Origin of the sequence: Streptococcus sp. A23, assembly GCF_043674155.1 — a bacterium.
GTDB lineage: Bacteria > Bacillota > Bacilli > Lactobacillales > Streptococcaceae > Streptococcus > Streptococcus suis_V.
On sequence record NZ_JBIMJP010000001.1, the window covers coordinates 254,963 to 271,891 of the forward strand.

At 41.8% G+C, this 16,929-nt stretch carries 15 protein-coding genes; 12 read left to right on the forward strand and 3 right to left on the reverse strand.

Features of this window, described 5'->3' with window-relative positions:
• The first annotated feature begins 108 nt into the window (after nucleotides 1–108).
• The 6 genes from fdrA to arcC are packed head-to-tail and all read left to right on the forward strand — an operon-like array spanning nucleotide 109 to nucleotide 8,448.
• Nucleotides 109–3,117, forward strand: coding sequence for a DUF1116 domain-containing protein (gene fdrA / locus ACHBIE_RS01355; protein ID WP_105122873.1), 3,009 nt, complete (start codon nucleotides 109–111; stop codon nucleotides 3,115–3,117).
• On the forward strand, nucleotides 3,107–3,952 hold the full coding sequence (locus tag ACHBIE_RS01360; RefSeq protein WP_105122874.1) for a DUF2877 domain-containing protein: 846 nt from the start codon (nucleotides 3,107–3,109) through the stop codon (nucleotides 3,950–3,952). The genes fdrA and ACHBIE_RS01360 overlap by 11 nt, the downstream gene beginning before the upstream one ends.
• Complete coding sequence (locus ACHBIE_RS01365; protein WP_105122875.1) at nucleotides 3,942–5,186, forward strand: MFS transporter; 1,245 nt, start codon at nucleotides 3,942–3,944, stop codon at nucleotides 5,184–5,186. Before ACHBIE_RS01360 ends, ACHBIE_RS01365 begins: the two co-directional genes overlap by 11 nt.
• A gap of 21 nt (nucleotides 5,187–5,207) precedes the next feature.
• Nucleotides 5,208–6,419, forward strand: coding sequence for a dicarboxylate/amino acid:cation symporter (locus ACHBIE_RS01370; protein ID WP_105122876.1), 1,212 nt, complete (start codon nucleotides 5,208–5,210; stop codon nucleotides 6,417–6,419).
• Nucleotides 6,416–7,486, forward strand: coding sequence for an ureidoglycolate dehydrogenase (gene allD / locus ACHBIE_RS01375; RefSeq protein ID WP_105122877.1), 1,071 nt, complete (start codon nucleotides 6,416–6,418; stop codon nucleotides 7,484–7,486). Before ACHBIE_RS01370 ends, allD begins: the two co-directional genes overlap by 4 nt.
• Before the next feature lie 23 nt (nucleotides 7,487–7,509).
• Nucleotides 7,510–8,448 carry a carbamate kinase gene (gene arcC / locus ACHBIE_RS01380; protein WP_105122878.1) on the forward strand — a complete coding sequence of 313 codons (939 nt, stop codon included), beginning with the start codon at nucleotides 7,510–7,512 and terminating at the stop codon, nucleotides 8,446–8,448.
• A gap of 18 nt (nucleotides 8,449–8,466) precedes the next feature.
• Here the strand turns inward: arcC and ACHBIE_RS01385 are convergent, their stop codons facing one another.
• Entirely contained in the window at nucleotides 8,467–9,033 is a 567-nt protein-coding gene (locus ACHBIE_RS01385) for a GNAT family N-acetyltransferase (protein ID WP_394732513.1), read from the reverse strand.
• A 61-nt stretch (nucleotides 9,034–9,094) separates the two neighbouring features.
• Here ACHBIE_RS01385 and ACHBIE_RS01390 point away from each other — a divergent pair, with 61 nt between their 5' ends.
• The 5 genes from ACHBIE_RS01390 (at nucleotide 9,095) to ACHBIE_RS01410 (ending at nucleotide 13,588) form a co-directional block, all read left to right on the forward strand.
• Nucleotides 9,095–10,036, forward strand: coding sequence for a competence protein CoiA (locus tag ACHBIE_RS01390; protein ID WP_105122880.1), 942 nt, complete (start codon nucleotides 9,095–9,097; stop codon nucleotides 10,034–10,036).
• A 41-nt stretch (nucleotides 10,037–10,077) separates the two neighbouring features.
• Entirely contained in the window at nucleotides 10,078–10,719 is a 642-nt protein-coding gene (locus ACHBIE_RS01395) for a hypothetical protein (RefSeq protein WP_105122881.1), read from the forward strand.
• Between the two features lie 72 nt (nucleotides 10,720–10,791).
• Nucleotides 10,792–12,594 (forward strand): oligoendopeptidase F, encoded by a 1,803-nt coding sequence (gene pepF, locus ACHBIE_RS01400; protein WP_394732514.1) that lies wholly within the window; start codon nucleotides 10,792–10,794, stop codon nucleotides 12,592–12,594.
• Nucleotide 12,595: 1 nt separating this feature from the next.
• The gene (locus tag ACHBIE_RS01405) at nucleotides 12,596–13,042 is read left to right on the forward strand and encodes a hypothetical protein (protein WP_394732515.1); all 447 of its coding nucleotides are present in this window, start codon (nucleotides 12,596–12,598) and stop codon (nucleotides 13,040–13,042) included.
• Nucleotides 13,043–13,054: 12 nt separating this feature from the next.
• Nucleotides 13,055–13,588 (forward strand): DUF6630 family protein, encoded by a 534-nt coding sequence (locus tag ACHBIE_RS01410; RefSeq protein ID WP_172062088.1) that lies wholly within the window; start codon nucleotides 13,055–13,057, stop codon nucleotides 13,586–13,588.
• Between the two features lie 50 nt (nucleotides 13,589–13,638).
• On the opposite strand, the gene ACHBIE_RS01415 is transcribed toward ACHBIE_RS01410, so the two are convergent.
• Nucleotides 13,639–14,088: a DUF1694 domain-containing protein gene (locus ACHBIE_RS01415; RefSeq protein WP_105122885.1), complete on the reverse strand. Its 450-nt coding sequence runs from the start codon at nucleotides 14,086–14,088 to the stop codon at nucleotides 13,639–13,641.
• Nucleotides 14,089–14,239: 151 nt separating this feature from the next.
• Here ACHBIE_RS01415 and eno point away from each other — a divergent pair, with 151 nt between their 5' ends.
• Nucleotides 14,240–15,547, forward strand: coding sequence for a surface-displayed alpha-enolase (eno, locus tag ACHBIE_RS01420; RefSeq protein ID WP_099871461.1), 1,308 nt, complete (start codon nucleotides 14,240–14,242; stop codon nucleotides 15,545–15,547).
• A gap of 154 nt (nucleotides 15,548–15,701) precedes the next feature.
• Here the strand turns inward: eno and ACHBIE_RS01425 are convergent, their stop codons facing one another.
• Nucleotides 15,702–16,865 (reverse strand): tyrosine-type recombinase/integrase, encoded by a 1,164-nt coding sequence (locus tag ACHBIE_RS01425; RefSeq protein ID WP_394732516.1) that lies wholly within the window; start codon nucleotides 16,863–16,865, stop codon nucleotides 15,702–15,704.
• Nucleotides 16,866–16,929 lie beyond the last annotated feature (64 nt).

Here is a 16,929-nt window from a genome sequence, read left to right on the forward strand (position 1 = left end):
TTTAGAATTTTGGATAAAAAATAGGCTAAATTTTAGAAGTTTATAGAATGGAAACGCTAACAAAATTATTGTATAATAATATTAATAAAAAAGCAAAGGAGAATATCTATGTTGATTACAGAGATATTAAAGAACAACTATCAAGATTCAATTAATCTGATGTTGTTAACACAGCAGGTCAATACCCTGCCAGATGTCGTTAAATGTCAAATCATGATGGGGTCAGATGCCAATAAGGATATCTTATTGAATAGTGGTTTGCTGTCAGAAGAGGCAAAGACAGCTACTCCGAATGATTTGGTGATTGTTATTGATTCAGAATCAGAGAGTATCAAGGATGAGGTGCTAGTGCTAGTAGAGGAGTTCTTATCTGACTTGTCTATCAAATCTAGTAATTCTTCCAAATCAGAAGAAGCATTCAGTCTAGAACAGGCGCTTGAAAAATGTCCTGACGCCAATCTTGCTCTGTTTAGTATTCCGGGAGAATACGCTGCAGTTGAGATAGAAAAAGCCTTGAAAAAAGGATTGAATGTTTTCTCCTTTACAGACAATATTCCTGTAGAAGATGAGGTGCGTCTGAAAGAGTTGGCACATGAGAAAGGTTTGTTGATGATGGGGCCTGACTGTGGAACAGGCATACTTTCTGGAGTACCATTGGCCTTTACCAATAGCATTAAAACAGGTAATATCGGTATTGTAGGTGCATCTGGAACAGGCATTCAAGAAGTTACGACTATTATTGACCGCTTAGGTTTTGGAGTGATTCATGCGATTGGGACAGGAGGGCGTGATTTATCTGATAAAGTAGGGGCTATCACAACCATGGATTCGATTATTGGCCTAGAAAATCATGAACTGACAGATGTCATCTGTGTGATTTCAAAACCACCTGCTAAAGAGGTGCGCGATCAGGTTGTAAAATTACTTCATAGCTTGACCAAGCCAGTTGTAGCTATCTTCCTAGGAGAGAAACCAGAGGCTCATGAAGGGACAGTTTATTTTGCAAATACCCTTGAAGAAACGGCTCGGCTTGCAATTGACTTAGCTCAAGGAAATACAGTTAAGGAATCCTATCAACAATCTTTGAAGCACACCGTTGAAAAAACGATAGCTGAAGGCAAAGTAGTAATTGGTCTCTATTCTGGAGGAACCTTAGCTTCAGAGGCAGGGATGTTGATTTCAGACTCCTTGAAGCTAGGAAAATCAGTTAAAAAGGATGGTTACATCTTGCAACAGGATGGCTATGATATCATCGATTTAGGAGATGATATCTATACACAGGGTCGTCCTCATCCTATGATTGATCCGACAACTCGGATTCAAAAAATGAAAGAATATGCTGCTAAAGCAACAACAGGTATTCTCTTGTTTGATGTTGTGCTTGGTTATGGTGCTCATGAGGACATGGTGGGAGCACTCTTGCCAACGATACAAGAAATTAGAGAAGAGTATCCAGATGTACACTTTATCGCAACTGTCTGCGGTAGCTTGAATGACCCACAGGATTATCAAAGTTCTGTCGAACGGCTAGAGCAAGCAGGTGTTATGGTAGAAGATAGCAATGAAAAAGCTGTTCGTCTAGCTCTGCGATTCAAAGGAATTGAAATAGAAGCTCAGATCAAAACTAGCGTGGCATATGAGGGTGATGTCTTAGTGTTGCCAAATCCTTCTGAACAGGTGATGGAGTTGCTCTACAAGAAACCTCGTGTAATCAATATCGGCTTGAAGAGTTTTAATAATTCTATCATTAGTCACGGAGGAACTTCTGTTCAGTATAATTGGAAGCCCCTTGCAGGTGGTAATAAAAAGATGATTCAAATTTTGAACTATCTTGAACAATTTAAGGATGAGATTGAGCAGGAAAATGCCGAAGTTATCCAACAGATGAAAAAAGTACAACCCTTCTTAGTTGATGTTGTCCAAGCTAAGACAGTTATTGATGCTCTTAATGATCCGAATCAGAAAACATTGCTCCATGCAGGGCCTCCAATCACTTGGGAAAGAATGACAGGACCTATGCAAGGTTCTTGTATAGGGGCTGCTCTCTTTGAAAAATGGGCTCAAACAGAAGCAGAAGCACGTGCTCTGTTTGAACGTGGTGAAGTCTGCTTTATCCCATGCCACCATGTAAATGCAGTAGGACCAATGGGAGGTATTACTTCTGGAGAGATGGCTGTCTTGGTAGTACGGAACAAAGAGGATGGGACAGAAGCTTACTGTACACTTAACGAAGGTATTGGTAAGGTATTGCGGTTTGGAGCTTATTCTGAAGAGGTCATTACGAGACTGGGTTGGATGCGCGATGTTCTAGGTCCAACAATTGCAAGAGCTTTGGAGTTGACGAATGGAGGCATCAACTTAAATGTACTCATTGCGCGTGCCATTACAATGGGAGATGAATTCCATCAACGTAACATTGCTGCTACCTTGAACTTTGTAAAAGAAATTGTTCCATACATCATTCAGTTGGATATGGATGAGCAGATAAAATATGAAGTAGTGAAGTTCTTATCCGATACAGATCAGTTCTTCCTCAATATCATGATGGCGACAGGAAAAGTCATTGTAGATTCTGCTCGAAAAGGTGCTAAAGGCACAATTGTGACAACTATGACACGGAATGGTGTTGATTTTGGTATCCGTATCGCAGAAACAAACGATGACTGGTATACTGCTCCAGTAAATACACCAAAAGGTCTCTACTTTACAGGCTTCACAGAAGAGGATGGAAATCCAGATATTGGGGATAGCGCAATTACAGAAACTGTGGGTGTTGGAGCAATGGCCATGATTGCTGCACCAGGTGTAACAAGGTTTGTTGGCGCAGGTGGCTTTGCAGAGGCTATTAGTGCTTCGGAGGAAATGGCTCGAATTTGTAGTGATCGAAATGCTAACTGGTCTATTCCAAACTGGAACTTTGAGGGAACTGTTCTAGGAATTGATATTCGAAAAGTTGTTGAAACAGGTATTACACCTATTATCAATACAGGTATCGCTCATAAAGAGGCAGGTTTGGGACAAGTTGGTGCAGGGACAGTCCGAGCTCCACTTGGATGCTTCGAGAAGGCTTTAGAAGCCTATGCTATTCGTAAAGGAATGCAGCTAGATGAAAGCTAAACAAATCAGTAGTCTGATACTCCCGCTTAATCAATACGGGAGTATCGGATATGTTCAAAGTATCTTTTCTGACTCTATCAATGTCAGTATTTCGAGTCGGCTTATTCATATCTCTTCTGACAGCCTTCCTTTATCAGGTTTCGGTGTCCAGCTTGAAGCACGTTTTTTTCAAGAAGTAAGAGCTAGGGTTCAACTGGGAGATTTGGTAGTTTGCAAAGCTCAAAAAATAGTCTTCTATAGTCAAGAGTCTCCCTATCTGATTGATGTTTCCGGTTGTCCTAGTCCTTGTTTTTCGATAGAGTGTGGGCTACTCACAGAGAGTGAATTACAGGAATTTCGAGATATACTTCAAAAATATACTGATTTTGAGCAGATTGGCATTGACATTACTGAAAAATTTCAGCAACTGATAAGACAGATGACTGAAAGCCAAATCCAGAAACAATCGTTTAGAGAATGGTGTCACTACTTGATTGGCAGAGGTCAAGGCCTGACTCCTAGTGGCGATGACATTGTATTGGGCTATCTATATGGGCTACGAATCTTAGCTGACGAATCAGTCTTGACATACTTACGATTAGAATTAGATTGGATTAAAGAACAGACTACTAAGGTTAGTTTCGAGTATCTATATTCTCTTAGTTGTGATACGGTTAGTGAACTTTTTTATCAACTTAATCAACAAGTACTGAACAAACAATGGCGAGGAGTGGAGAAAATCGTCTACCAAATAGCGCAGATTGGGCATACTTCTGGTAGGGATACCTTGTTTGGAATGCTCCTAGCCATACAACATGTGACTAATAACATGAGGAGTAATAACAATGAAAAATAAAGTAGAGAAAGTTAGCAATAGCTACTGGATAAGACTGGTTGTCCTATTCTTCTTGGGATGGATATTGATGTATGCTACTCGAACTATTTTTAATCCTGTAATGGGATTGGTTGGCGAGGAATTTAATTTGACCAAGACGGATCTTGGTCTAGCAAATAGTATCTTCTTTCTGACCTATGCAGTAGCCCAAATTCCTTTCGGGGTTTTGGGAGACAAATATGGCAGAAAGTTAGTGATTACTGTAGGTTTTATAGGATTGGCTATCACCACATTCTTAAGTGGACTAGCCCAGACCTTTGGTATCTTTTTATGGATTCGTGCTCTGGCAGGTATAGCCCAAGGGGCATACTACGGTCCTCAATACGCTATGTCAAGTGAAGCCATTCCTAAGAAAAAAGTAACTTTGGGAAATGCCTTAATCAATAGTGGGATGGCTTTTGGTACATCTGGTGGATTTCTTCTATCTAGTTCGATAGTATTGGCAGGGGGAGCACACTGGAGTCGACCTTTCTTCCTAGTTGCTATTCCGACAGCTATCGTGGGCATTCTGTTCTATACCTTGCTCAAAGAAAAAGTCGTCATTGCAGATGATACTGTTGAGGATGAGGCAATTCCAGAGGAAGAGCCAGAACAAAAAGTTTCCCTGAAGGATATTTTTACTAATAAAAATTTAGTAGCTGTCTTCATTGTTTGTTTTGTTAGTATATATGCTAACTTTGTTATCTTAACTTGGTTACCAACCTTTCTAATTCAAGAAAGAGGCTTTGATGGAGCAAGTGTTGGAATTATTTCATCCTTGGTACCATGGGCCTCAATTCCTGGCGCATTGTTCTTCGCCAATATGAAAGACAGGATCGGTAGTACCAAAAAAATGATGTTCTTCCTGATGCCCCTAGCCTTATTGTCAGTTTTTCTCATTGCCAATGTAACGGATAAAACTGCACTCTATGCTGTACTGGTACTCTATGGTATCACTGGTAAACTTGCCCTGGATCCTATTCTGATTTCTTATGTAAATGCCTACGCTCCAAAAGGTAGTCTCTCTACCACCTTGAGTGCTTATAACTTTATTGGGATGTCTGGGTCTATCTTAGCACCTTATGTAACAGGTTATCTAGCAGATAAGGTCGGATCTATGCAGATTGGATTTTATCTAGCATCTGTCTTACTAGGAGTAGGTTTACTACAATTTGTTTTAATTGCTAAAGATACCAAAAAACAGTCTGCATCTTAGCATGAAGATGGGAGGCTTAAGATGAAAGATCAACATTTCTTAAGGAAAATCATGATTGCTATTGGCTTAGGAATCATCGCTGGATTTATTTTTAAGGACTACCTTATTGTATTTGAAACGGTTGGAAAGATTTTCTTGCGTGCCATGCAGATGGCAATTCCTCTTTTGGTAGCAGGTCAAGTAGTGCAGGCCTTAGGTGCCTTGGAGAAGAAAGACCTGTCTGCTTTGGGTATAAAAACTATCGCTGTTTTTGGAATCTCTTCTGTCTTAGCTGCTTATTGGGGGATATTATTTGCCCTTGTATTTCAACCTGGTAAAGGGGTGACGGTTGATAATGTTACATCTGATGCTATTCAGGAACAAACTATCAATATTTCTGAAACCCTGATTGAATTTGTACCACAAAATTTTATTAACGCCTTGACCCAGGGCTCCATCATTCAAGTTATCATATTTGCAATCTTTATGGGAATTGCAGTTAATCGTTATACTAGTCGGAAGCCAGACAATCTATTCTTACCTCTCCTAATTGATTTCAATGAAATTATCATGGACATTATTCGCTTGGTCATGAAATTTGCACCGATTGGAATATTTGCCATGATTGCTGTTTCAGTAGGAAATCTAGGACTTGAGATCCTACTCCCTCTTGTTAAATATTTATTAGTATTTGGAGTTGCGACAGCAACCTTCCTTCTAATCTGGATTATTGTTGTGGCACTTTATAGCAAAAAAACAATCGTGAGTATTATCAAGGGTATAAAGTCGATCTCACTAATGGCATTAGCAACAACTTCATCAGCTGTTACTCTACCGATTGCTTTAGAAGATACTCACCAAAAACTAGGAGTTAGTAAACGTATCGTTGATTTAGTGTTACCAATGGGTGTATCTCTTAATAGTAATGGATCAGCTATGCATATGGCAATAACAGCTATCACAGTTGCTCAGCTATATGGCATTGAGTTTAATCTAATAAGTCTAGCCTATTTGGGTATACTAGCAACTTTTGTTTCTTTGGCGAATGCAGTTGTTCCAGGAGCTGGGCTCGTATCTTTAGCTATTATTATTCCTCAGTTAGGTTTGCCGGTCGAGAGTATAGCACTATTTGCTGGGGTTGAATGGTTTGTCGGTATGCTGAGAACAATTACCAATGTCAATTCAGATGTCTTCTCTGCAATGATTGTAGAAGGGACAGAAAATCATACAGAGAGAGAAAGGAGTGTAGTATGACAGAAGTAGAAGATAAGCTAGATATACTAGACTTTGATGAACTCTTGCAACTGATTAATCAGAAATTACAGCAGGCAGGACTTCCAGAGGAACAGGCAGAAGAAGTTGCAAACCACCTTGTTGATGCAGATTTTCGAGGAATTCATTCTCATGGTGCGGTAAGGGTTGAATACTATGTTGAAAGAATTTGCAAAGGCGGTGTCACCCTCCACCCTCAACTCTCTTTTGAACGAACAGGGGAGTCAACTGGTATTTTTCATGGAGATAATGGAATTGGTCAATATGTAGTTAATGAAGCTCTACCTTCAATAGTAAAAATAGCCAAGGAAACAGGAGTAGCAATAGTAGGTATTTCAAAAATGAGTCATAGTGGGACCATGACTTACTACTTGGATAAGATTGCCAGGGAAGGTTTAATTGGCATCACTATGTGTCAGTCTGATCCGATGGTAGTACCTTTTGGAGGTGCAGAAAATTATTTCGGCACCAATCCAATAGGCTTTGCAGTGCCAAGAGAAAATCACTCTCCGATAATATTTGATATGGCTACAACCGTACAAGCATGGGGGAAAATTTTAGATGCTCGCTCTAAGAATCAGTCGATACCGGCTACTTGGGCTGTAGATTCTCAAGGTAAGCCAACTACAGATCCGCATGCAGTACAAGGGCTGTTACCAATCTCAGGTGCAAAAGGTTACGGTCTCATGATGATGGTAGATATCTTAGCAGGTAGTCTACTAGGATTACCATTTGGTAAGCATGTGACTTCCATGTATTCGCATATTGCTGAGCCAAGAAATTTAGGCCAAATCTTTATTGTCATTGATCCAGAACGTTTCGCTGGTCGAGAATTTTTAGAGCAACGAATGAATACGATGGTTGAGGAACTTCATACCATACAACCTAGCGAAAATGTGGAACAGGTATTATATCCTGGGGAATTGAATCTACTCCTCCTAGAAAAACATCTAAAAGAAGGTGTGGGGATACCGAGTGAGATTGTGGCATATTTAAGATCAGATTTACTTCATGAAGACCGTTATGGAGGAAAAGGCTCATTTGCCTAAAATATAAAAGAGAAAGGAAGCTTATGAAACAGAAAGTTTTAGTTGCACTAGGTGGGAATGCTATCCTAACAAGTGATTCTACAGCAAAAGGGCAACAAAAAGCTCTTGAGGAGACTGCCAACTATTTGGTTCAACTGGTTGAATTAGGTTGTCAATTGATTATTAGTCATGGCAATGGTCCACAGGTTGGGAACCTCCTATTGCAACAGGCCGCTGCTCATTCTGATACGAATCCAGCTTTGCCTCTCGATACTTGTGTTGCAATGACTCAGGGAAGCATCGGCTATTGGTTACAAAATAGATTACAGGCAGCTTTAAGAGCAAAGGGGATTTCAAGGCAAGTTACAAGTCTAGTTACTCAAGTACAAGTTGATAAAAACGATCCAGCTTTTGTCAATCCGACAAAACCGGTTGGTCCCTTTCTTTCAGAGAGTCAAGCCAAAGAACTAGAAATTCGAACAGGCGATACCTATATTGAAGATGCTGGACGAGGTTTTAGAAAAGTGGTTCCCTCACCAAAGCCCCTATCTATTGTTGAAGAAGCAGTCGTGAAAGAATTAATTGAAAATGAAGTGATTGTTATCACTTGTGGAGGTGGAGGAATACCCGTAATTCAGGAAGGGTCAGAATTTGTGGGTGTAGAAGCGGTAATTGATAAGGATTTTGCTTCGGCCAAATTAGCAGAGGTTACAAAGGTGGACAAGCTAATTATCTTGACAGGGGTAGACAATGTCTATCTAAACTTTAATCAACCAAGTCAAGAGAAGTTAGAAGATATCTCAGTTAAGAAAGTGAAGCAGTATATCAGTGAAGGACAGTTTGCGAAGGGAAGTATGCTACCAAAGATTGAAGCAGCTGTTAACTTTTTAGAATGCTATCCTAAGGGAGAGGTGGTCATCACTTCCCTAACCAATCTTGGTAATTACTTACAAGGTGGTAGTGCAACAGTTATAACTTATTAAGCTACCGAAAAACCAGCCCTAGTCGGCTGGTTTTTTGAGTACTTTCCATTCCTTTTCTAGAATGGACATAATGAGGGTATCGGCATAACCGTCTGCTGTCTTATGGCTGTCACGCTTGATACCTTCTAAACGAAAACCTGCTTTTTCATAGGCACGCTTGGCACGCGGGTTGAAGGAAAAAACTTCCAATTCCAAGCGATGTAAGCCAACCTGCTCAAAAGCGAAATCTCTGGTTTTCTCGACTGCCCAAGAGCCCAAACCACGGTCCAAATAGTCCTCGTCAAAGATAACAATCCGAAAGTTAGCGGAGTTATTCTCCCTATCTAGTTCATTGATGACCGACTCACCGATAAAGGTTCCGTCAGGTGCAATCAAGATAAAATCAAACCGATCAGGGTCAGCCACAATCCGATTGTAGAAGTTGATAACGTCATCTTTAGTGTAAGTTCCCGAGCTCCCTGTCAAACGATAAATTTCAACGGAAGGCTTGGTAAAACAGTCCTCATAGTATTTCTCTGCAAAGCCCGCTTGAAAGGACTGTAGGACAAAGCCGTCCTTTTCCCATTTGGCAATTTTTTTGGTCATTTTCCATCTCCTTTTCATCATTTTACCACAACTTGCGAACTAAATAAAGAGAGGAGGTTTTATGTTAGTTGCACTTGATGAAGATGGACAAGTTTTTAATGTCTTGGAAAATCCTGCGCCGCAAGGCAGTTTTTCCTGTCCAGGTTGTGGAGGACCGGTCCGATACAAGTCCGGAAAGGTTCTGCGTTCGCACTTTGCCCATGTTTCCCTGCGGGATTGTAGTTACTTCTCCGAGAATGAGTCCGCCCAGCACCTGTCACTTAAGTCCAGTCTCTATAACTGGTTGGCTAAAAACGAACTGGTTGAACTTGAAAAATGCCTGCCAAAGATTGGCCAGGTCGCTGATTTATTGTTCAATAATAGTCTGGCCTTGGAAGTTCAATGTTCTAGCCTCCCCATTACTCGTTTGCAGGCGAGAACAATAGCCTATCATGTTGCAGGTTATCAGGTTGTTTGGTTGCTTGGCAAGGATTTGTGGCTCAAGGGACGACTGACCAATTTGCACAAGCAATTTCTCTCCTTTAGTATGAACATGGGTTTTCATCTGTGGGAGTTAGATGATGAGAAGAATGAGTTAAGACTTCGTTACCTCATTCATGAAGACTTGCGGGGCAAGGTTCATTGTCTGACCAAGGTCTTTCCTTTTGGTCAGGGAGATTTGCTGTCTGTTCTTCGGTCACCATTTGCTAAGCAATCCTTGTCATATTTCACTTGTTCGTGTGATCAGGGCTTGCTAGACTATGTTGCTAAACAACTCTATTACCGTACTCCCAAGTGGATGAACTTACAGGCGGAGGCCTATCAGCAAGGAAAAAACTTGCTCAGTCAGTCCTTGGAAGACTTCTATCCCCAAATCCGTCTGCCCCGCTCTGCTATTGGCTTTGCCCAAATCAAGCAAGACCTGACACCGATTTACCAAGCATTTGATCGGTTTTACGACAAAGCAAAAGATAAGAGTAGACAAATCTTGTATCCACCTATAATGTATAGACAATTTATGTAAATAATGATATAATAAAAAAGGTTTACAAGGAGGTTCGTGGAATGAAATTCAGTCGTTTTACCTTAGTAACTGCCTCTTTACTGCTAATAGCTTGCTTATCAGCTTGTGCTGTCAGGTATGAGGAAGGGCAAACAAGCACTGCCTCGAGTCAGCAAGTGCAAACAATCAATGAGGATGAAGTACAGAAGTTTACCTCCCTACATAGTCAGAAAGTAGTCTCTAAGGAAATAGCGGAAAGCGGAGGTACCAGCATTACCTTTGATGATGGAACTGAGTATGTTCATGTCTCCGATACAACCGTTGGGGAATATTATATGCTTTCCTATCCAAGTGGTTGTAAGGTAACCTATTTCGTTGAAAGTGGTGATTATACTGTAGCGACAGATGAATACGAAGGCGAAGAGAAAGCAAGTACAGCTAAGGGACAGGTCGGACAGTATTTTGTAGACAGTGGCTATTCTATTTCTTTTGCAAATGATGGCGCCCTCCTCATTGATTTACAAGGAAATTTCACCCACCAGTATGATGGCAAGGAGAAAAAAGGTAATATTAAAGATGCTGAAGGAAGCAGTTACGTTGACGATTTGTTAAATAAATATGGTATCCCCAATCTTGCCTTTTATGACAGCTTTGTCAAAGAAGTGGTAGCAGATGCCAAGACCTACTTGACTACTGATGAGTAGGTTGTAAGCCCTCACTTTTCAATGGAAAGCGAGGCTTTTTTGTGGTAAAATAATAGGAACGGAGGATTTATTATGTCAAAACAACGTTATGAGATTGAAGAAAAATACCAGTGGGATTTAGCGACTATTTTCCCGACAGATGAGGCTTGGGAAGCCGAGTTGGCTGATCTCCAAGCAGAAACAGAAAAAGCTAAGGTCTTTGCAGGTCACTTGCTGGACTCAGCTAAGAGCCTCTTGGAGATTAGCGAAACCCAGCTTGGTCTTATGCGCCGACTTGAAAAGCTCTATGTCTATGCGTCCATGAAGAACGACCAGGATACTCGAGAAGGCAAGTACCAGGAGTTTCAAGCCAAGGCTTTGGCCCTTTATTCAGCCTTTTCACAAGCTTTCGCCTTCTATGAGCCAGAATTTATGGCCATTACTGAGGAGCAACTGGAAGCTTTCAAGGTAGAAGAGCCAGCTCTGAGTCAGTACAGCCACCAATTTGAAAAACTCTTGGCAGCCAAGGACCACATCTTGTCACAGGAAGTAGAAGAAGTTCTTGCGGCGACCAGTGAGATTTTCGATGCTCCGTCTGAAACCTTCTCTGTTTTGGATAATGCCAGCCTGCGTTTCCCAGAAATCGCAGATGAGGACGGTCACTTGGTGCCCCTTTCTCACGGCAATTACATCTCCTTTATGGAGTCCAAAAACCGTGAAGTGCGTCAAGAGGCCTATGAGGCACTCTACGAAACCTACGAGCAGTTCCAGCATACCTACGCCAAGACCCTTCAGTCTAACGTTAAGGTCAATAACCTGAAAGCTCGTTTGCGGAAGTACGACTCTGCTCGCCACGCAGCCCTTTCTGCCAACTTTATCCCAGAGTCCGTTTACGATACATTAGTGTCAGCAGTCAACAAGCACCTCCCGCTCTTGCACCGCTACATCAATTTGCGTAAGAAACTCTTGGGAATCGATGATCTCAAGATGTACGATATGTACACACCGCTTTCGAGCACAGAGACCAAAGTAAGCTACGAAGAAGCTCTTTCTACCTGTGCGGATACCTTGAACATCTTTGGTGATGAGTACGCAGCTATCGTCAAAGAAGCCTTTGAAAACCGCTGGATTGATGTCCATGTCAACGAAGGCAAACGTTCAGGAGCCTATTCAGGTGGTGCCTATGACACCAACGCCTTCATGCTCCTCAACTGGCAGGATAATTTGGATAATATGTATACCCTGATTCACGAGACTGGTCACTCTATGCACTCTATGTTAACCCGCAAGAACCAGCCTTATGTATACGGCCACTATTCGATTTTCTTGGCTGAGATTGCCTCTACAACCAACGAAAATCTCTTAACAGAGAAGCTCTTGGCAGAAGTAGAAGACGAAAAGACCCGCTTTGCTATTCTCAATCACTACCTCGACGGTTTCCGTGGAACGGTCTTCCGTCAAACCCAATTTGCTGAGTTTGAGCAGGCTATTTACAAGGCTGACCAGGAAGGTCAAGTCTTGACTGCTGATTTCCTCAACCAGCTTTATGGTGAACTCAATGAGAAGTATTATGGCTTGTCTGCGGAAGAAAATCCATTGATTCAGTATGAGTGGGCTCGTATTCCACATTTCTATTACAATTTCTATGTTTACCAATATTCAACTGGCTTTGCGGCAGCGTCTGCTTTGGCAGACAAGATTGTCAATGGTAGCCCAGAGGACAAGGAAAACTACCTCAACTACCTCAAGGCTGGTAGCTCTGATTATCCACTCAATGTCATTGCAAAAGCTGGCGTGGATATGACCAAGGAAGACTATCTCAACGATGCCTTCAAGGTCTTTGAAGCCCGCTTGACAGAGTTGGAAGCTCTCGTTGAGAAAGGTGTGCACCTATAAGATGATTTCCTACAAACGATCTTTAGTCTATCCGCTTGTCAGTTCTAGCCTTGCGGCGCTGATTGGCATCGGTGTGATGACCAAACCAGAACCTGCAGTCGGACTAGGACTTGCCTTTCTCCTGGTCGCTATCCTATCGGCTATCTATGCGTATGTCTTGCGCCAGCAGGGTGAAGTCTTTCTCTTAACAGCTGAAGGCTTGGACTTTCAGGAAAAAATCGGCTCACCACGCCAGCATTTTTCAATGGAAGAAATTGGAGAGATGCGCTATATAGTGCGGCCTATTTATCGGGATTTTTTGTCGCACAAGCTGAGGATTGTTGGAAATACAGGGAATTTGTTAGTTGAAGTGAATTTGAATGCCCTGGCTGGAGCGGACTTTAACGACATTTACCATTTTGTGCAAGAAGTCGCTCCCTATGTCCAGTGGGATTTTCCTACGAATTAAGAAGGAGGAAGCATGCTAACAGAAAATCAATTGCAGGATATTTTTGAAATAGCTGAAATCCTGTCAAATAGCGACAGAGACCTGTTCGCACAGTTGAAAGAGGCAGTTTTTGCAACGGATCCCAATCATATTTTGAATATGTTCGAATCCTATTTGTCAGCTGAGGAGTTTGACCAATTTTTGGACCAGGTGACGGAGTCAGAAAAAGACAATTTATGGTTGATTTTAGTCACGCTGTTAACCAAGCAGGACTATATTTTCCCTTGTGATATAGAAGTTGACTTGACGGATTTTATCAATGGTTTCGATCAGCTCAAACAGGTACGTGCTGCAGGTGTTTTACTAAAATTGGATCCGGATGGACTCAATCCAGGCGCCAATCTTGCCCAGTGGCTCGTAACGATTAATGCCAAGTTTGAAGCTGAAGGCTTGGCTGCGGGCTTGCTGTCAATTACAGAAGACAAGTTTTATGTTTTCTTTAATCAGATTGAAAAAGTAGCCCGGTTGCAGCAGCTGGCACAAGGACTTGATATTGTGATTGCCTAATCATTGAGTATGAATGTGTTATTTTGGGGAATAAAAAGGGCAAGCCTTGCTTACCCAAATAATTTTTTCCAGAAGGAAGGTTTTGTATCTTCCTTTTTTTCTGTTTTTGTCATCCATTCTGGAAAGTTTGCTGCGAATGCAATATCCTCCTTATCGACAGCATGGTCCGTGTGGAATAGGAGAGCATAAGGAGAAGCGCCAACTTTCTCATCAATAATGCTGGCTGTGATGCTACCCTGCTGAGCAATTTTCATCAGTGCGATTTGCAGGCTATCGGACAGGGAAGGGGACAACTTGAGAAAGAGAGGACTGGTTTCTGACAGGAGTTTTTGGCAGATATAAGCAAAGTTCTTTGCCAGGTCAGGATGATTGGCCTCTTCAAAATTGAGAATGAGGACCACCCGTTCGCGGAAGGTTCCCATGTATTTACGCTGTTGGTCAGGGTCCAGTCTGGTCTCGCCAGATGCTTTTTGTAAAATGGTAGAATGTAAATCAGTCATGTTGATTAGTATAACATAGTTGAAAAAGTTCGCCAAGGAAGACGCTTACATCATTTCTTTCAGCAAAATAACCTATTTTTTCTTGAAAAATCCCTGCTTTTAAGGTATGATAGCTTTGTAACAATTTTAAACTCATAAGGAGAGTAATATAATGTCAATTATTACTGATGTTTACGCTCGCGAAGTCCTTGACTCACGCGGTAACCCTACACTTGAAGTTGAAGTTTATACTGAATCAGGTGCTTTCGGACGTGGTATGGTTCCTTCAGGAGCTTCTACTGGTGAGCACGAAGCAGTTGAGCTTCGCGATGGTGACAAGTCTCGTTACCTTGGTCTTGGTACTCAAAAAGCTGTTGACAACGTAAATAACGTAATCGCTGACGCTATCATCGGTTATGACGTTCGTGATCAACAAGCTATCGACCGCGCTATGATCGCTCTTGACGGTACTCCTAACAAAGGTAAATTGGGTGCAAACGCAATCCTCGGTGTTTCTATCGCTGTTGCGCGTGCAGCTGCTGACTACCTTGAAGTGCCACTTTACACTTACCTTGGCGGATTCAACACTAAAGTATTGCCAACCCCAATGATGAACATCATCAACGGTGGTTCTCACTCAGACGCTCCAATCGCTTTCCAAGAATTCATGATCTTGCCAGTTGGCGCTCCTTCATTCAAAGAAGGTCTTCGTTGGGGTGCTGAAGTATTCCACGCTTTGAAGAAAATCTTGAAAGCTCGTGGTTTGGTAACAGCTGTTGGTGACGAAGGTGGTTTCGCTCCTAAGTTCGAAGGAACTGAAGACGGTGTTGAAACAATCATCGAAGCGATCGAAGCTGCTGGTTACGAAGCTGGCGAAAACGGCATCATGATCGGTTTCGACTGTGCGTCATCTGAATTCTACGACAAAGAGCGTAAAGTTTACGACTACACTAAATTCGAAGGCGAAGGCGCTGCTGTTCGTACATCTGCAGAGCAAATTGACTACCTTGAAGAATTGGTTAACAAATACCCAATCATCACTATCGAAGATGGTATGGATGAAAACGACTGGGATGGCTGGAAAGCTCTTACTGAGCGTCTTGGCAAACGCGTTCAATTGGTTGGTGACGACTTCTTCGTAACAAACACTGACTACCTTGCACGTGGTATCAAAGAAGGTGCTGCTAACTCAATCCTTATCAAAGTTAACCAAATCGGTACTCTTACTGAAACATTTGAAGCTATCGAAATGGCTAAAGAAGCTGGCTACACTGCCGTTGTATCACACCGTTCAGGTGAAACTGAAGATTCAACAATCGCTGACATCGCAGTTGCAACTAACGCTGGCCAAATCAAGACTGGTTCATTGTCACGTACAGACCGTATCGCTAAATACAACCAATTGCTTCGCATCGAAGATCAACTTGGTGAAGTTGCAGTCTACAAAGGCTTGAACTCATTCTACAACTTGAAAAAATAAAATCATTTGATTTTGATAGGCTGTAAAGCCTTGATATAAGGCACTTTGGGGCATCATCCCAAGGTGCTTTTTTGATTTTACTACCCTTTTTACTACCCCTAACTTATTTTTGGTATAGTAAGAGGGTAGTCACTAATAGTGACACCCTTATTTTTTATAAATTGCTGATAGCTGCCTCAAAGATTGAGACGGCTTTTTTTGCGTTCTCTTTGGTGGCGTGAACGTATGTGTTTAAGGTCATGGAGATATTTGAATGCCCCAATCTATATTGGAGATCTTTCACTTCCAAGCCAGCATATAACATAATAGTGGCGTGAGTATGGCGGAAGCCGTGGAAACCAATATCAGGCACTCCAGCAGCCTTAAAATGCTTTTGTAGTCTTTTTCTGAGTAGGCAAGCATAAGCGTATTTGGTAGTAAATGGAGTGAATACAACATCCACAGACCGCCCCAGCGTCCAAGCGTGGGCCTGTTGACGCTTTTTATATTGCTTGAGTAGTAATACAGTAGCTTTGTCTATTTCAATATCCCGTAGCCCTGATTTAGATTTTGGGGTATTTGTTTCCTGGTATCGATTGAGTGTTTTTGTTACGCTGATTGTACCACTATCCAAGTCAATGTCAGACCATTCCAACGACAGAGCCTCACCGATACGGCACCCAGTGGCCAGTAAAGTCTTGTAAAGAACATAGTCAAAGAAAACGCCATAATTTGACTGATCCAAGCTATCCAGGTACTCAAGAAACTGTTTCAATTCCTGATTGCTGAAGAACTTGACTTTTTGCTCTTTATTCTGCTGCTTCCGTGGCACAATAACATCACGGGCTGGGTTATGTTGCAGCAGTTGCATCGTCACACCATATTGAAGAATGCGGCGGTTGATATTGTTTAGAAAACTGTAATTGGCATAAGCACCCTGGACACCTCTATTGGCGTTGTCAGCCCACTTATTGACTTGTTGCTGGATGATAGGAGTAGTAAGTCTATCCAGCTTGTAATCGCCAAATACAGGCAAAATATGAAGTCTAACAATACCTTCCATGGATTGCCTAGAATTGGGCTTGATGGTATTCTTGTAACTTTCCCACCAAAGGGCCACAAGCTCCCGATAAGTAGTGATGGTTGGTTTCTCTTTGACACAATGACCGTTTTTCTCAAATTCTAGTTGTGCTTGTCTAGCTTTGATTTTTACACCTTTTTTAGTGCTAGCCGTGACGGTTGTCCGTGCTTTCTTGCCGGTCAACTTGTCAACTCCAAGATAAACGCTTGAGCGGTACACGATAGTACCGTTTTTCTTTTTGTATTCTGTAATATTCATGATCATACCTTTCTAACATCAGTAAGCAAGTATGGGATTTAGTTAAGTATTTATCATGCGTAGG

Coding starts and splice junctions, on each gene's coding strand:
- pepF (WP_394732514.1), top strand. CDS start 10,792: ATGTCAAAACAACGTTATGAGATTGAAGAAAAATACCAGTGGGATTTA.
- ACHBIE_RS01395 (WP_105122881.1), top strand. CDS start 10,078: ATGAAATTCAGTCGTTTTACCTTAGTAACTGCCTCTTTACTGCTAATA.
- ACHBIE_RS01415 (WP_105122885.1), bottom strand. CDS start 14,088: ATGACTGATTTACATTCTACCATTTTACAAAAAGCATCTGGCGAGACC.
- allD (WP_105122877.1), top strand. CDS start 6,416: ATGACAGAAGTAGAAGATAAGCTAGATATACTAGACTTTGATGAACTC.
- fdrA (WP_105122873.1), top strand. CDS start 109: ATGTTGATTACAGAGATATTAAAGAACAACTATCAAGATTCAATTAAT.
- arcC (WP_105122878.1), top strand. CDS start 7,510: ATGAAACAGAAAGTTTTAGTTGCACTAGGTGGGAATGCTATCCTAACA.
- eno (WP_099871461.1), top strand. CDS start 14,240: ATGTCAATTATTACTGATGTTTACGCTCGCGAAGTCCTTGACTCACGC.
- ACHBIE_RS01390 (WP_105122880.1), top strand. CDS start 9,095: ATGTTAGTTGCACTTGATGAAGATGGACAAGTTTTTAATGTCTTGGAA.
- ACHBIE_RS01370 (WP_105122876.1), top strand. CDS start 5,208: ATGAAAGATCAACATTTCTTAAGGAAAATCATGATTGCTATTGGCTTA.
- ACHBIE_RS01425 (WP_394732516.1), bottom strand. CDS start 16,865: ATGAATATTACAGAATACAAAAAGAAAAACGGTACTATCGTGTACCGC.
- ACHBIE_RS01405 (WP_394732515.1), top strand. CDS start 12,596: ATGATTTCCTACAAACGATCTTTAGTCTATCCGCTTGTCAGTTCTAGC.
- ACHBIE_RS01385 (WP_394732513.1), bottom strand. CDS start 9,033: ATGACCAAAAAAATTGCCAAATGGGAAAAGGACGGCTTTGTCCTACAG.
- ACHBIE_RS01410 (WP_172062088.1), top strand. CDS start 13,055: ATGCTAACAGAAAATCAATTGCAGGATATTTTTGAAATAGCTGAAATC.
- ACHBIE_RS01360 (WP_105122874.1), top strand. CDS start 3,107: ATGAAAGCTAAACAAATCAGTAGTCTGATACTCCCGCTTAATCAATAC.
- ACHBIE_RS01365 (WP_105122875.1), top strand. CDS start 3,942: ATGAAAAATAAAGTAGAGAAAGTTAGCAATAGCTACTGGATAAGACTG.